This is a genomic window from Mycobacterium dioxanotrophicus (assembly GCF_002157835.1).
Taxonomy (GTDB): domain Bacteria; phylum Actinomycetota; class Actinomycetes; order Mycobacteriales; family Mycobacteriaceae; genus Mycobacterium; species Mycobacterium dioxanotrophicus.
In genome coordinates, this window is the sequence record NZ_CP020809.1 from 5522071 (window position 1) to 5536569 (window position 14499).

Here is a 14499-nt window from a genome sequence, read left to right on the forward strand (position 1 = left end):
CATATTCGATGACTGTGATGGCATTACCAACCTCGCTGCCGCGGATGACCTATCGCCGGCTTGTGAGCAGTCGCGTCGCCGAGTCTGGCGAGAACATGTTTGCGGCGATGTCACGCATGCCGCGCATCGCACGCAGAATCTCGTTCCGATCGTCGTCGGTTTCCGCGTACCGCGAGAGAATCTGCCGTCCGAGTCCGACATGGAATTTCTCGTCGATCTCGATCTTGCGGTGCACTCGGACCACTTCGTCGAAGCCATGGCGTTCTCCGGCAAGGAAAGTCGGTTCAAGGCTTCCGGTTGCCGAGGTCTCCGAGGCATTCCATGCTGCGACAGCCGCCAGCGGATGGCGGTCGAGGCACTCCCAAAGGAATTCGCTCCAGGCCTGAGAATCCGCGGGAACAGTCGTAGGCGCTGTGCCACCGAGTGATTCGACAGCACCACTCACTGCCTCGTAGTGTTCGGCTTCCTGGAAGGCCTGCTTCGCCAACAGGGTGATGTGCTTTCGTTCGAAACCCAACCCGTACCGACGGATCTCCTCGTTGAGCAGGAAGACGTAGTCGATCTCGCGCCATGCCCGGGTGGCCAGCCACTCGGCAAGAATGATCGGCTGAGGGTCCAACGCGAAGGACTCGAAGAACTCTTCGCTGGTGCGCTTCGCATTGGCAAAGATCGAATCGAGGATCTCGTCGACCTCCTCTTTGATGGGTTCCAAGCCCGCCCCACCCCGTACGTTCCTGACATTGACCATGTGCCACACCTTCCCAACGCGGGTTCATTATCGATAATCGATAATATGGTGAGAGCCGCGTCACAGTCAAGGTCGCTCGGCGCCTCCCCTCGTCGACTTCAGGCGCGCAAACGACGACGTCACCACCCGCCCCGCGGGGGTTGGCACCTTCCGCCAAACAACTCCTGTGAAGATTGGCTCCTGGTCATGTGTGCTTCGGACGCCCCCGTCCCTAGCGTGATGGACCTCACAGTCTTCCTGTCCACGAAATGAGGACTTGCATGAAAGACAGCGACGCGCAAGCGGTTCCACCCGTTGGACAACCGCCTCGCACGGAAACGTCTGACAGCGCGTTGACGCTCGAACGGCGCGGCATCGCCCATATCCCGACAAGCCAGCGTTATGGCCACCCACGAAACCAGTTCACAGTGCGGTTCGCGCCGGTGATCTACCTTGCCGGCATCTATCTGGGCGCCAGCGGCGGCCCACTGGGCCTCGGCCTGACCGGCAGCATCTCCGCGATCGTTCTCGCCAACATCCTGGGTTCGATCGTCACGGGTTTGTGCGCGGTCATGGGGCCCCGGCTCGGCATGCCCCAGCTACCGATGGGTCGGGCTCCGTTCGGCTACTTCGGAAACTTTCTTCCCGCGTTCCTGACGCTTCTGATGTGCATTGGCTACTACAGCGTCGGTACGGTGCTCGGTGCCAAATCCCTGGCCAGCCTCCTGAATGCGCCGTATGCCCCGACCGTTGTTGTCGTTGCGGCGGTGAGCATTCTGATCGGCATTTTCGGTTACAAGATCCTGCATGCGCTGGGCAAGATCATCACCAACGTGAGCATCGTGGTACTCACCGTGGTCTCGATAGTCCTCATCGTCCACGGCGGTGGTCCGGGCACCACCGCCACGGTCACCGGTGTCGACTACTGGCTGGCATGGTCGGTTCTGTTCACCGCGGTGTTCGGCTACACCGCGAGTTGGGCCCCGTATGCGTCGGACTACTCCCGCTATCTGCCCGAAAACAGCAAGCCCTCATCAATTTTCGCCGCAGCCTCCACCGGCCTGTTCGCCTCCACCACCTGGATGATGTGCCTCGGGGCGGGGCTCATCACCCTGATGCCCGGAGGCGACGTGATAGACGCGTTCGGCGTCGCGCTACCGGGCTGGCTGCGCTATGTCGTGCTTCTCACGCTCGGACTGTCTGCAATCCCGCACAACTCCGTGAACCTCTACAGCGGCGCCATGAACACCCTGACGTGTGATGTGAAGCTGCCGCAGTGGGTGACCGTGACAATCGCCGGTCTTGTCGGTCTCGTCATTGCGTTGGTGTTCGGTGGGGACCAGTTCCAGGCGAATTTCCTGCTCTTCCTGCATGTTCTGTCGTACTACATCACACCGTGGGTTGCGATCCTTCTGGTCGACTACTACGTGGTGCAGCGCGGCGGGCGAAATGTGTTGCCGTTCGCGAACTTCTACACTCCTGCCGGGGCGTTCGGGCGGTTCAACGTCGCGGGCCTGGCCGCACTGGTCATCGGTGTCGTCGTCTCAGTGCCGTTCATGGCCAACGAGTTCTACACCGGTCCGATCGGTGTCAGCCTCGGCGGCGCCGACCTGAGTTACTTCGTGTCCGCGATCGTGGCAGCCGTTGTGTACCTCGTCGCCCGCCGCTGGTTCGCGCCGCATGCCGGGGCAACGCAGCTTCCCGGCCACGCGGAGGCGTCGCGGCTGGAGAAGACGAATTAGGCTGCGGGCGTTTGTCACGCGCGCAGCACGAAAGCGTCGCGCTGAGCCTTGAGCTGTGCGAACTCGTTGGCGAGGCGCAGCCTGCGTTCCTCGAGGTTGACCCAGACACCGTTGGTGGCATCGATGGTCGACACGACGGTGGCATGCGCCTCGCTGATGCGTTCACGCACAGCCCGATCGGAGAAGATGGTGCCGAGCCAGGTGTCGAAATACGTGGTGAAATCGTCCAATTCAGCCAGCCGCAGACCGTCGGCCCTGATGTCGGCCAGCTCCGTGGTGAACGTCTTGAGTGCGAGGTCCGCCGCTCGCAGTTGGTCCGCCGCATCGTCGAGCATCTGCCACTTGATCGCAGCGCCGAGGAACTCTCCGTTGGCCACCTTGTCGTAGGACGACAGATATCGCGCGTCGTTCAGCAGCTCGGCGGCACCGTGCAATTCACGCAGCGCCGCCTCACCGGCGGCCTGGGCTTCGCTGATCTCCTTGAGTTCGGCGATCAATCGGCCACGCTGCTGGGCGAATTCGAGCAATTTGAATGACGTTGCGCCGCCGTTGCGCTGCAACCAGTTCTCCTTGACCGCCAGCGCCCGGTGGTAGGCCTCGTCGACGTCACCGAGTGCGGCGAGCTGACGCTGCAGGGCGTCGACGACGCTCCGGTCTGCGTCGGCCGCGGCCTGCCGGGCAGCATATGTGTACTCGGCGGCCTGCTGCTGAGCGGTTTCTCGGGCGAGAGCGTCGTCGTACGAACCATTCAGGTGCGCCAGGATCTTGGTCAGCGACAGCGATTTCAGCTTCCGGACGTCGCGGGCCTCTTCGGCGATGTGTTGCCTGGCCACTTCGGCTGCCGTTGCAGAGGCTTCGGCCTTGCTGTGTGCCGTCGCCAACCGCTGCCGCAAGGAGGCGGCCTCACGCAATGCTGCGGTCGCCGCGGTGAGCAGCTCGTCGGGAGTATCGGTCACCTCAGCAGCTTAGGAGCGCTGACGCGACCGCGAGCGCGGCAAAAGTGCTGACGCCATACGGCGTGTCGGGCAACAGACACGCACGCTCGCGGTGCAAGTCAGCAGGATGAGGCAGCGACGATGTTGACCAGGGTGCGCACGCCGACCCCGAGCGCCCGCTCGTCGAGATCGAAGGTCGGTTGGTGCAGGTCGAGTTGGGGTCCTTGCCCGCTCCACACGCCGAGCCGTCCCATCGCGCCGGGCACTTCCTCCAGATACCAGGAGAAGTCCTCGCCGCCGCCGGACTGGTGGGTGTCGGCAAGGACGTCGGGGCCGACGGCCTCGATCGCGTGGGTGAGGATGCGCGTCGAGATTTCCTCGTTGACCACCGGCGGCACGCCGCGCCGGTAATTGAGGCTGTGGTCGATGTTGAGCGGCGCGAGCAAGGTCGAAACGACTTCCTCGACAATCGATTCCAGCGTCAGCCAGGTATCGCGGCTCGCGGTGCGGATGGTGCCGGCCAGCGTTCCGATCTGCGGTATGGCGTTGGCGGCGACGCCTGCGTTGACCGCACCCCAGACCATCACGGTGTTGTGCCGCGGATCGATGCGGCGCGACAACACTCCGGGCAGCCCGGTGATGAGCGTGCCCAGGCCGTACACCAGGTCGCCGGTCAGGTGCGGCCGCGACGTGTGCCCACCCGGTGAGTGCAGGGTGATCTCGATGGAATCCGCCGCCGAGGTGATCGGCCCGGGCTTGGTGGCGACGCGGCCCACCGCCAGCCGCGGGTCGCAGTGCAACGCGTAGATCCGGGACACCCCGTTGAGCACCCCGGCGGAGACGGCGTCGATGGCTCCGCCGGGCATCAGTTCCTCTGCGGCCTGGAAGATCAGCCGGACCCCGACCGGAAGCTCCGGGGCCGAGGCCAGTGCCAGGGCGGTGCCCAGCAACACCGACGTGTGCGCGTCGTGTCCGCAGGCGTGCGCGACGTTCGGCACGGTCGACGCGTACGGCGCCCCGGTGCGATCAGCCATCGGCAGCGCGTCCATGTCGGCGCGCAACGCGACCCGCAAACCGTCGTCGGGGCCGAAGTCACAGGTCAGCCCGGTCCCGCCAGGCAGAACTTTCGGGTTGAGCCCGGCCTCGGCGAGGTGCTTGGCGACGAACTCGGTGGTGGCGAACTCCTGGCGGCCCAATTCAGGATGGGCGTGCAGATGCCTGCGCCAGGCCACCAGATCGTCATAGTGGGCAGCCAGCCAGGCCTCGGCGATCTCGGCGAGGTTCACCGCAGTCATGATGCCGTCCGCCTTTCCTGGGCCTGCAACACCCGATCCCGTTCGGCGGGAGTCTCGGCCAGCCGAACCACGGTGCGGGCCAACATGATTGCCCCCTCCACCACGGCCTTGTCAGCGCTCGGACCGGCGGCCGCCGCGGTGAACGCGGGCTGGTGGATGGCCGCCCCTCCGGAGTCGATGCCGATGACCGGATGTATACCCGGCATCACGTGGGTGACGTTGCCCATGTCGGTACTGCCCATCGGCACACTGGCTTCCACGCTGGCCGGCAGCGGCTCACGTCCGAGACTCACCATCTCCGCGCGGACGGTCTCCGAAAGCCACGGGTCGGGCAACAGCTCGGCGTAGGCGGGTGCGGTCTCGCTGACCTGATGCGTGCAGCCGGTCGCGATCGACCCGGCCGAGAAACAGCCGGCCATCCGGCCTTCCAACTCGTGCAGCGCGGTCATGTCGGTCGCGCGCATGGTGTAGCGCAGTTCGGCATGGCCCGGGATGATGTTGGTGGCCTGGCCGCCGTTGGTCACGATGCCGTGCACCATCTGCCCCGGCAGCAGCTGTTGCCGCAGCAGCCCGATCGCCACCTGTGCGACCGTGACCGCGTCACCGGCGTTGACCCCCATGTACGGCGCCACCGCGGCGTGCGATTCCCGGCCGGTGTAGTCGACCGTCACCTCTGAGAGCGCCAGCGAGCGGGCCGCGGCGATGTCCACCGGACCGGGGTGCAGCATCACCGTGGCGGCGATGTCGTCGAAGGTTCCGGCGCCCAGCATCAACACCTTTCCCCCGCCGAGCTCTTCGGCCGGCGTGCCGAGCAGCACCACTGTGAGGCCGAGCTGGTCGGCCACCTCGGCGAGCGCCAGCGCGGTGCCGACCGCGGAGGCCGCGATGATGTTGTGCCCACACGCATGCCCGATCTCGGGCAGGGCGTCGTACTCGGCGCAGATCCCCACCACGAGCGGGCCACTGCCGTAAGACGCCCGGAATGCGGTGTCGAGGCCACCGGGCGCGGCGGTCATCTCGAAGCCGTACTCGGCCACCAGTGCCTGGGTTTTGGCGCAGCTGCGATGCTCGGCGAACGCCAGCTCAGGCTCCGCGTGGATGGAGTGGGACAGCTCGATGAGGTCGCCACGGCGCCGGTTGACGGCGTCTTCGACGCTCAGCGAGGCGGCGGCGGTGGGCATCATCGCAGTATCGCATTGCCTGTTTGCGCCGGTTAAGCTCGGCCACCGTGACCGTTGGAGAGCTCGCGTCCGCACAAGCCAAACTGCTCCTCGCGTCCGCAGAAGCCATCGCCGAGCGCACCGGCGTCGACCGCCACGACGTCGCGGTGGTGCTGGGTTCCGGGTGGGCTCCGGCCGTCGCCGAGCTGGGTGACCCGGTCGCGGTGGTGCCTATGGCCGAGTTGCCCGGATTCACTCCGCCCAGCGCGGCCGGGCACGGCGGGCAGGTGCTGTCGGTACGCATCGGCGCACACCGGGTCCTCGTGCTCGTCGGACGGATCCACGCCTATGAGGGGCACGACCTGCAGCACGTCGTGCACCCGGTACGCACCGCTGCGGCGACCGGGGCGCACACCGTGGTGCTGACCAACGCCGCAGGCGGTCTGCGCGCGGACTACCAGGTCGGCCAGCCGGTGCTGATCAGCGATCACCTCAACTTGACGGCGCGGTCGCCTCTGGTCGGGGCGCAGTTCGTCGACCTGGTCGATGCCTATTCGCCGCGGCTGCGCGACATTGCCCGCGAGATCGACCCGACCCTGGCCGAGGGGGTCTACGCGGCGCTACCCGGCCCGCACTACGAGACCCCGGCCGAGATCCGGATGCTGCGCACGCTGGGCGCCGACCTGGTCGGCATGTCGACGGTGCACGAGACCATCGCCGCCCGGGCCGCAGGCGCTCAGGTGCTGGGCGTGTCGCTGGTGACGAATCTGGCGGCGGGTATGACGGGCCAGCCGCTCAGCCACGCGGAAGTGTTGGAGGCCGGCCGTCAGTCCGCGGCCCGGATGGGCTCCCTGCTGGCCGCTGTGATCGCGCGTCTCTGAGCGCTGAACCGGGCCAATGCCCGGGCCATCAGCGGCGCCGCGAACAGCATGAGCAGCATGCGGACCACCTGGACCGCGATGATGAAGGTGACGTTCGAACCCGTCTCCACGGCGGTCGCCAGCACGGCGTAGACGCCGCCCGGGCTGGTCGCGAGGTAGCCCTCCAGTTCGGTGATGCCGGTGACTTTCGCGAGCACGATGCCAAGGCCTGCGGTCGCCGCTCCCAGCATCACGATCAGCCCGAGCGCCAGCGGCAGGATGCGGCCGATCGCCCGCACCGAAGCCAGGGTGAAGGACAACCCGGCCTGCCAGCCGATGAGCATGTAGGCGGCCTGCACCAGCACCATCGGGACGGTGAGGCCGAACGACAGGCCAGTGAGCTGAAGCGTGATCGTCAGCGCCAGCGGCCCGAGCAGACCCGCGCCAGGCAGGCGGATCAGCCGACCGCCCGCGGCACCGACCACGACGAGTGCTGCCAGCATGGCCAGGCTCAAATACCAAGGAGCCGAATGGGTTTGCGTCGGCGATGAGCCGGGGTGCGACCGATCGGCGTGATAGACCACGGTGACCATCACCGGAATCGTTGCGGTGACCAGGGCCACCCGCAGATACTGCACCACCGATACCACCCGGTCGTCGCCGCCGAGTTCGCGGGCGATGGCCACCAGCCCGGAGGCACCGCCTGCAACCAGTGCCAGCGCACCGGTCAGCGGGCTGACGTCGCGATGCAGGCCCAGCAGCGCGCCTGCGACGACGCTGAGCAGCAACGTGGCCACCGCGATGGCCAACACGATCAACCAGTCGGGCCGAAGCGCGTCGACGGCCTCCGGCCGAACCATGGTGCCGATGTAGACGCCGAGCACACCCTGCGCTGCCAGGCCGGTGTGCGGCGGCAATCGGGCCGGGGCCAGCGCGGCCAACGCCAGCGCGACCCCTACCACCAGCGCGGCGAACAATCCGGCAGACGGAACACCGATGGCGGTGAGGGCAACGGTCACGGCGACGGTCAGCGTCACGAGAACGACCCAGCTCAGCATCCGTCGCATGCCACCTCCGATTCCGATAATACCAAGTATTAACTTGTTAATACTTGGTCGCAACCTGGCTAATTCCCGATGACATGTGACAACTTCCAAGGTATAACTTGGTTATGGCCAGAACACAGGTCAGCACCGCCACCGAACTGCGGGAGTCGATGATGGCGGTCGCTCGGCAGATGCGCAGGCACCGTCCCGATCACGGCCTGACACTCAGCCAACTCGAACTACTGGGCGAGATCAGCCGCGCCGGGACCACCACCCCCGCCGAGCTGGGCGCCAGGCTGCACGTGCGGGTGCAGTCCCTGACCGACGGCATCAACGAGCTGGTGAACCGTGAGCTGATCATCCGCCGTCCCGACGAACACGACCGCCGGCGCCAACTCATCGAGCTGACCGCACAAGGCGCCGAGCTACTGCAGAGCGACCGAGCCGAGCGCGATGCCTGGCTGCATACCGCGATGCGCGACCACCTCACCGATCTGGAACTCGGCCTGCTGACGCTCGTCGCCCCGGTGCTCCGCAAGCTGGCGTACGCCGATGCAAAAGCAGGCACACTTGACCCATGACCCAATCGGCGATTTCGGCGGTGGCTCAGACGTGGATCACCCACGACCCCGATCCGGACACCGCGGCAGAGCTGTCCGCATGTGACCCAGATGAGCTCGCGCGGCGGTTCAACAACCCGTTGACGTTCGGCACAGCCGGGCTGCGGGGACCGGTACGCGGTGGACCTGACGCGATGAACATGGCCGTCGTACTGCGGACCACCTGGGCGGTGGCACAGGTGCTCAAAGACCAGCTCGCCCATGACAGCACCGGATTCATTCCCAGCGAGACACAGGTGGTGGTGGGGCGCGACGCCCGGCACCGGTCCGATGAGTTCGCCCTCGCGGCCGCGGAAGTCCTTGCTGCCCAGGGGTTTCAGGTGCTGCTGATGCTCGCCGCCGTCCCCACGCCCGTGGTGGCGTTCGCGGTGCGGCACCGCAGCGCCACGGCAGGTATCCAGATCACCGCGTCGCACAATCCGCCGGCAGACAACGGGTACAAGGTGTTCGGCAAAGGCGGCATGCAGATCATCTCCCCCACCGACCGCGAGATCGAGGCGGCCGTCGCCCGCGCACCCCATGCCGACGAGATACCCCGCGCCACCGTGCAGACCGGAGGCCTCAAGGAGATCCGGCACTATCTGGAGCGGGCTGCGCACGTGCGCCACACCACCGGTTCACTGCGAGTGGCACTGACCCCGCTGCACGGAGTGGGCGGCGAATTCGCGCTCGACGCACTGGCAATGGCCGGCTTCGACGATGTCTACGTGGTGGAGAGCCAGTTCGCGCCCGATCCGGACTTCCCGACCGTGGCCTTTCCGAACCCCGAGGAGCCGGGTGCCACCGACGCGCTGCTGACGCTGGCCGCCAAGGCATCGGCCGACGTGGCGATCGCGCTGGATCCCGATGCCGACCGGTGCGCCGTCGGCATCCCCACCGCCGATGGCTGGCGCATGTTGTCCGGCGATGAAACCGGTTGGCTGCTGGGCGATTACATCCTTTCGCAGGTCGAACCCGGCCCGGTCAGCGAGGCCACGGTGGTGGCCAGCACCGTGGTGTCATCGCGGATGCTGGCCGAGATCGCCGCCGCGCACGGAGCCCACCACGCCGAGACGCTGACCGGATTCAAGTGGCTGGCGCGCGCCGGAGGCCCCGGCACCACGCTGGCATACGCATACGAGGAGGCCATCGGGCATTGCGTCGACCCCGCGGCAGTGCGTGACAAGGACGGCATCAGTGCCGCGATCGCGTTCTGCGATCTCGTGGTCGCCCTGCGCGATCAGGGTCGCACCGTGCAGGATGCGCTCGACGGCCTGGCCCTGCGGCACGGCGTGCACGTGACGGGTGCGGTATCACGGCCGGTCGAGGACGCCGAGGCCGCGATGTCACGGCTGCGGACCACCCCGCCTGCCGAGCTCGCGGGCTTCCCCGTGAGCGTCGAGGATCTGCTGCACCGGCCCGGCGAGCAGCGCACCGATGCGCTGATCCTCACCGGCGGTGACGAGCGGACCACGGTGCGGGTTGTCGTGCGGCCCTCCGGGACCGAGCCAAAACTGAAGTCCTACACCGAGGTTCGGTGCGCGCCGACCGACGACCTGACCATGGCACGGGCCCGGGCGAACACGCTCAACGACGAACTCGCCACGGCCGCCGCACTGTTTTGACGCCTCAGCGCGGCCCGAACTGACGGTCCCCCGCGTCGCCGAGGCCCGGGACGATGTAGGCAATATCGTTGAGCCCGTCGTCGATGGTCGCGGTGATCAAACGGATGCCCGGGGCCGCTTTTTCCAGCGCCGCAATGCCTTCCGGCGCGCACACCACACATACCGCCGTGATGTTGTGGGCGTTGCGGGCCTGCAGCAGGCCGAGGGTGTAGACCATCGACCCTCCGGTGGCCAGCATCGGGTCGAGCACAAACACCGACCGGGCACTCAGGTCGTCGGGCAGGGACGCCAAATACGGTGTGGGCTGGTGTGTCGTCTCGTCGCGGGCCATCCCGACGAACCCCACCTGAGCCTCCGGGATCAGCGCGTGTGCCTGGTCGACCATGCCAAGACCGGCACGGAGCACGGGTACCAGCAGCGGTGGGTTGGCCAGTCGCGAGCCGGTGGTCTCGGTCAACGGTGTGCGCACCGGGACCTGTTCGCACGGTGCGTCGCGGGTGGCCTCGTAGACCAGCATGAGCGTCAAGTCACGTAGCGCCGCGCGGAAGCCCGCGTTGTCGGTGCGCTCGTCACGCAAGGTGGTCAGCCGGGCAGCGGCCAGTGGGTGCTCGACGACACGTACGTCCATGCGCCGACCTTAAACGCTCTGCGCCGGATCAGGGACCGCAGTGGCGATGTGCGTCAACTTGTTCGGGCTGAGCACCCACAACAGCTCATCGATACCGTCCGCCGACGCCGCGACCGTCAGAAACGCCGCCAGGGTGCCGTCCTGCGAAATCAGCGCGGCGGCCTGTCCATTCGCGGTGATCCAGGTGACCGTGGAGTTGCGCCAGAACCGGCGCCGGAACGCCAGCACGAACTTCGCGACCCGCTGCCTGCCGACGACGGGAATGGGCGCGGCGTTGCGCATCCCGTTCCCGTCGGTGTAGCTGGCCACGTCGGAGGCCAACAACTCCTCCAGCTCCGACATGTCGCCGGTCTGCGCCGCGGCCACGAACGCCGTCAACAACCGCCGCTGTTCGTCGGTGCTGGCCGGCTCGCCGCGCCGGGCGACCAGATGCCTACGGGCCCGGCTCACCAACTGACGGGCGTTGACGTCACTGACGGCGATGGTCTCGCCGATCAATTCGTACGGGTAGTCGAACGCCTCGCGCAGGATGTAGGCCGCCCGCTCGGGCGGCGCGAGTTTCTCCATCAACATCAGTGTCGCGACCTGAAGAGCCTCGCCGCGTTCGGCGCCCAACGCCGGGTCTGCACTGGTGTCGACCGGATCGGGAAGCCAAGGGCCGATGTAGGTTTCGCGCCGGACCCGGGCTGACTGCAGCACGTTGACGCACATCCGCGTCACCATGGTGGTCAAGAATGCGGCCGGCTCACGCACCTCGTCGCGTTCGGTGGCCTGCCAGCGCACCCAGGCGTCCTGCAGTACGTCCTCGGCCTCGGCGACACTGCCCAGCATGCGGTAGGCCAGGCCGAACAGCCGCGGGCGGACTTTCGTGAAGACCTCCTCGGCGTCGGCAAGGTCGGTCATGAGAGGTAGTCAAACACACCGACGAACCCCGCCACCGGCGATGCCATGCGCGCGCTGTGACACATCGCACTGTCACAGATCAGCGGACGGCCCGGTCTATCTGAAAGACCCCCACCCGCAAAGAGGAGTATCGATGCGCCGAACCCGACGCCTCTACGGTCGCGACGCCGAATGCGCTGCGCTCGACGAGTTCCTCGCCGACATCCGATCCGGCCGCGGCCGGGTGCTGGTGCTGCGCGGTGAGGCAGGTGTCGGCAAGACCGCGCTGCTGACCTATCTGCACAACCGCAAGCCCGATGTGCGCGTCCTGCGCGTCACCGGGGTGGAATCCGACATGGAACTGCCGTATGCCGGTCTGCAGCAGCTGTGCGCGCCGCTGCTCGACCGGCTCGACCGCCTGACCCGGCCCCAACGCGATGCGGTGAGCGTCGCCTTCGGCCTGGCCGCCGGGCCGGCGCCGGACGCCTTTCTGGTGGGTCTCGCGGTGCTGAGCCTGCTTTCGGAGGTCGCAGGCACGCAACCGCTGCTCTGCCTCGTCGACGATGCACAGTGGATCGACCGGGCCTCGCTGCAGGCACTCACCTTCGTCGCGCGCCGGCTCACCGCCGAACCGGTCGGCGTGATCTTCGCCGCCCGGGCCACCGCAGGCCACGACACCGCGCTGGCGGGACTCCCCGTGCTGGCCATCACCGGGCTCTGCACCGAACACGCCGGACAGCTCCTCGACTCCGTCGTGCCGGGGCGTCTCGACCGCCGGGTCCGCGACCAGATCGTGGCGGAGACCCGCGGCCTCCCCCTCGGACTGTTGGAGTCCGCCCGCAACCGCACTGCCGCCGAACTCGCCGGCGGATTCGGAGACCCCGGTCGCCCCGGTCCCCCGCTGCAGATCGAATTGACCTACGCGCAGCGCATCGCAGCCATGCCCGGCCCGACACGCCGGCTGCTGCTGGCCGCCGCCGCGGATCCCGTCGGCGACCCGTTGCTGTTGATGCGGGCGGCCCAGCGACTCGGTATCCCTGCGGACGCCCTGGCTCCGGCCGAACGCGACGGCCTGATCGAATTCGCAGGGCGCGTGCTCTTCAACCATCCGCTGGTGCGATCGGCGGCCTACCGTTGCGCCGATCTGGCCGAGCGGCGTGCGATCCACGCGGTCCTGGCCGAGGTCACCGACCCCGCCGTCGACCCCGACCGGCGCGCCTGGCATTCGGCGTATGCCACCACCGGACCCGACGACACCGTCGCCGCCGACCTGGAAGCAGCGGCCGAGCGTGCACAACAGCGCGGAGGTGTGGCGGCCGCGGCCGCCTTTCTGCAGCGGGCCACCGCACTGACCCGAGATCCCGTACGTCGCGGTGCCCGGGCCCTGGCAGCAGCGCGCGCCAAGTGCGATGCGGCGGCCCCAGCCGAGGCCGAGGATCTGCTCGGCATCGCCGAACTCGGGCCGTTGACTGATCTGGACCGGGCCCGCGCCACACGGCTGCGGGCCCGGCTGTTGCTGTCTCGCGGCCACCTCCAGGGTCCTGCGGTCCACGAACTGCTCGACGCCGCACGGCAATTGGAGAATTTAGACGATCCGGGCGCGGCTGAGACCTACCTCGAGGCGCTCACCGCGGCCATGCACGCCGGCCGGCTCGGTGAGGCGGGCACGTTGCACGACACCGCTCGGTCTGCGCGGGCCGTCGCGACGCCCGCGGCCGAACTGACTCATCCGGCGTACCTGTTGGTGAGCGGCATCTCGCGACGGATCGGGACCGACAGCGGCACAGGGCATACCGAATTGCGTGCCGCTGTGGCCCTGTTGGACACCATGCTGCACACGGATCCTTGCCACCTCCAGTGGCCGGGTGGGGCATTCCCGATCGCTCAGGAATCGGCCGTCCACGAGCTCTGGGACGACGAGGCGTGGCATCGGCTCGCGACGCGATCGGTCCAGCTGGCACGGGACACCGCAGCCCTGGCCATCCTGCCCCGGGCCCTCGGTTATCGGGCCGGAGCACACATCCAGGCCGGCGAATTCGCCGCGGCGGCCATGCTCATCGAAGAAGCCGATTCGATCAGCGCCGCAACGGGATACCCATCGATGACCGACCACTCACTGATCCTGGCCGCCTGGCGCGGTCACCCCACCGAAGCCAACCCCTTCATCCAAGCGGCCGCGGAGAGAGCCACGTCGCGCGGTGCGGGCCGCCTGCTCGGTTTGACCGCATATGCCAGGGCGCTCCTGCACAACGGTCTCGGCAACTACGACCAGGCGTACGCCGCCGCGCGTGAAGCGTGCGAATACCAAGACCTCGGCCTGTTCGGCTGGTCGCTCGGCGAGCTCGTCGAATCGGCATCGCGGTGCGGCGAACCCGATGCCGCCAAGCGGGCCCTGCGTCAACTGGAGGAAAGCACCCTGCCCAGCGGAACCGATTGGGCGCTGGGCACACTCGCGGCATCGCGCGCCCTGCTCGCCGACGATCAGCTTGCCGAGGAGCTGTACGTCGAAGCGATCCAGCGGCTCGACCGCACGCGCATCGTCGTGCACCAAGCGCGGGCCCGGCTGCGGCACGGCGAGTGGCTGCGCCGCATGAACCGGCGTGCCGACGCGCGCACGCAACTCGGCGCCGCCCACACCATGTTCACGCGCATGGGCGCGCACGCCTTCGCCGAGCGGGCCCGCCGAGAGCTGGTGGCCGCCGGGCAGAAGACCCGGAGCCGATCCGTCGCCGGCGGCGACCGGCTGACCGCACAGGAAGCCCAGATCGCCGGACTGGCCGCCGCCGGCCTGACCAATCAGGAGATCGGGGCGCAACTGTTCATCAGCACCCACACCGTGGAGTGGCACCTGCGAAAAGTATTCGTGAAGCTTCACATCACCTCGCGCAGGCAGCTGCGCGGGACCTCGTGGGCACATTGAGCAGCCACGGACCACGGACTGTCAAGGGTCCGCCACCGGGTGCCGACGGCAAGGCTCTGTTTATATCCGTCCCACCCATT

The 14499-nt window shown here is 67.7% G+C and carries 12 protein-coding genes; 5 read left to right on the plus strand and 7 right to left on the minus strand.

The annotated features are described in order from the left end of the window. Nucleotides 1-49 precede the first annotated feature (49 nt). Nucleotides 50-748: a hypothetical protein gene (locus BTO20_RS26900; RefSeq protein ID WP_087079041.1), complete on the minus strand. Its 699-nt coding sequence runs from the start codon at nucleotides 746-748 to the stop codon at nucleotides 50-52. Nucleotides 749-1008: 260 nt separating this feature from the next. Here BTO20_RS26900 and BTO20_RS26905 point away from each other — a divergent pair, with 260 nt between their 5' ends. Next, entirely contained in the window at nucleotides 1009-2469 is a 1461-nt protein-coding gene (locus BTO20_RS26905; protein WP_157680332.1) for a purine-cytosine permease family protein, read from the plus strand. Nucleotides 2470-2483: 14 nt separating this feature from the next. Here the strand turns inward: BTO20_RS26905 and BTO20_RS26910 are convergent, their stop codons facing one another. The 3 genes from BTO20_RS26910 to BTO20_RS26920 all read right to left on the minus strand — a co-directional run bounded on the left by BTO20_RS26910 (nucleotide 2484) and on the right by BTO20_RS26920 (nucleotide 5880). Next, on the minus strand, nucleotides 2484-3425 hold the full coding sequence (locus BTO20_RS26910) for a hypothetical protein (RefSeq protein WP_087079043.1): 942 nt from the start codon (nucleotides 3423-3425) through the stop codon (nucleotides 2484-2486). A 98-nt stretch (nucleotides 3426-3523) separates the two neighbouring features. After that, complete coding sequence (locus BTO20_RS26915) at nucleotides 3524-4690, minus strand: M20 family metallopeptidase (RefSeq protein ID WP_198344575.1); 1167 nt, start codon at nucleotides 4688-4690, stop codon at nucleotides 3524-3526. A gap of 5 nt (nucleotides 4691-4695) precedes the next feature. Further along, nucleotides 4696-5880, minus strand: a complete 1185-nt coding sequence (locus BTO20_RS26920; RefSeq protein ID WP_087082746.1) for a M20 family metallopeptidase — start codon at nucleotides 5878-5880, stop codon at nucleotides 4696-4698. 83 nt (nucleotides 5881-5963) lie between these two features. Between BTO20_RS26920 and BTO20_RS26925 the strand changes: the two genes are divergently transcribed. After that, on the plus strand, nucleotides 5964-6740 hold the full coding sequence (locus BTO20_RS26925; RefSeq protein WP_087082748.1) for a purine-nucleoside phosphorylase: 777 nt from the start codon (nucleotides 5964-5966) through the stop codon (nucleotides 6738-6740). On the opposite strand, the gene BTO20_RS26930 is transcribed toward BTO20_RS26925, so the two are convergent. Next, on the minus strand, nucleotides 6686-7786 hold the full coding sequence (locus BTO20_RS26930; protein WP_087079045.1) for an AbrB family transcriptional regulator: 1101 nt from the start codon (nucleotides 7784-7786) through the stop codon (nucleotides 6686-6688). The two genes, BTO20_RS26925 and BTO20_RS26930, sit on opposite strands and share 55 nt — an antisense overlap. 104 nt (nucleotides 7787-7890) lie before the next feature. On the opposite strand from BTO20_RS26930, the gene BTO20_RS26935 reads away from it, so the two are divergent. Together BTO20_RS26935 and BTO20_RS26940 are read left to right on the plus strand one after the other, a co-directional pair. Further along, nucleotides 7891-8346, plus strand: coding sequence for a MarR family winged helix-turn-helix transcriptional regulator (locus BTO20_RS26935; RefSeq protein ID WP_087079046.1), 456 nt, complete (start codon nucleotides 7891-7893; stop codon nucleotides 8344-8346). Next, nucleotides 8343-9989, plus strand: a complete 1647-nt coding sequence (locus tag BTO20_RS26940; RefSeq protein WP_087079047.1) for a phospho-sugar mutase — start codon at nucleotides 8343-8345, stop codon at nucleotides 9987-9989. Before BTO20_RS26935 ends, BTO20_RS26940 begins: the two co-directional genes overlap by 4 nt. A gap of 4 nt (nucleotides 9990-9993) precedes the next feature. On the opposite strand, the gene upp is transcribed toward BTO20_RS26940, so the two are convergent. After that, complete coding sequence (upp, locus tag BTO20_RS26945) at nucleotides 9994-10617, minus strand: uracil phosphoribosyltransferase (RefSeq protein ID WP_087079048.1); 624 nt, start codon at nucleotides 10615-10617, stop codon at nucleotides 9994-9996. Between the two features lie 9 nt (nucleotides 10618-10626). Next, entirely contained in the window at nucleotides 10627-11520 is an 894-nt protein-coding gene (locus BTO20_RS26950) for an RNA polymerase sigma-70 factor (protein ID WP_087079049.1), read from the minus strand. Nucleotides 11521-11653: 133 nt separating this feature from the next. Between BTO20_RS26950 and BTO20_RS26955 the strand changes: the two genes are divergently transcribed. Continuing rightward, nucleotides 11654-14419: an ATP-binding protein gene (locus BTO20_RS26955; RefSeq protein WP_087079050.1), complete on the plus strand. Its 2766-nt coding sequence runs from the start codon at nucleotides 11654-11656 to the stop codon at nucleotides 14417-14419. Nucleotides 14420-14499: the final 80 nt, after the last annotated feature.

Coding starts and splice junctions, on each gene's coding strand:
- BTO20_RS26950 (WP_087079049.1), bottom strand. CDS start 11,520: ATGACCGACCTTGCCGACGCCGAGGAGGTCTTCACGAAAGTCCGCCCG.
- BTO20_RS26940 (WP_087079047.1), top strand. CDS start 8,343: ATGACCCAATCGGCGATTTCGGCGGTGGCTCAGACGTGGATCACCCAC.
- BTO20_RS26905 (WP_157680332.1), top strand. CDS start 1,009: ATGAAAGACAGCGACGCGCAAGCGGTTCCACCCGTTGGACAACCGCCT.
- upp (WP_087079048.1), bottom strand. CDS start 10,617: ATGGACGTACGTGTCGTCGAGCACCCACTGGCCGCTGCCCGGCTGACC.
- BTO20_RS26920 (WP_087082746.1), bottom strand. CDS start 5,880: ATGCCCACCGCCGCCGCCTCGCTGAGCGTCGAAGACGCCGTCAACCGG.
- BTO20_RS26935 (WP_087079046.1), top strand. CDS start 7,891: ATGGCCAGAACACAGGTCAGCACCGCCACCGAACTGCGGGAGTCGATG.
- BTO20_RS26930 (WP_087079045.1), bottom strand. CDS start 7,786: ATGCGACGGATGCTGAGCTGGGTCGTTCTCGTGACGCTGACCGTCGCC.
- BTO20_RS26955 (WP_087079050.1), top strand. CDS start 11,654: ATGCGCCGAACCCGACGCCTCTACGGTCGCGACGCCGAATGCGCTGCG.
- BTO20_RS26900 (WP_087079041.1), bottom strand. CDS start 748: ATGGTCAATGTCAGGAACGTACGGGGTGGGGCGGGCTTGGAACCCATC.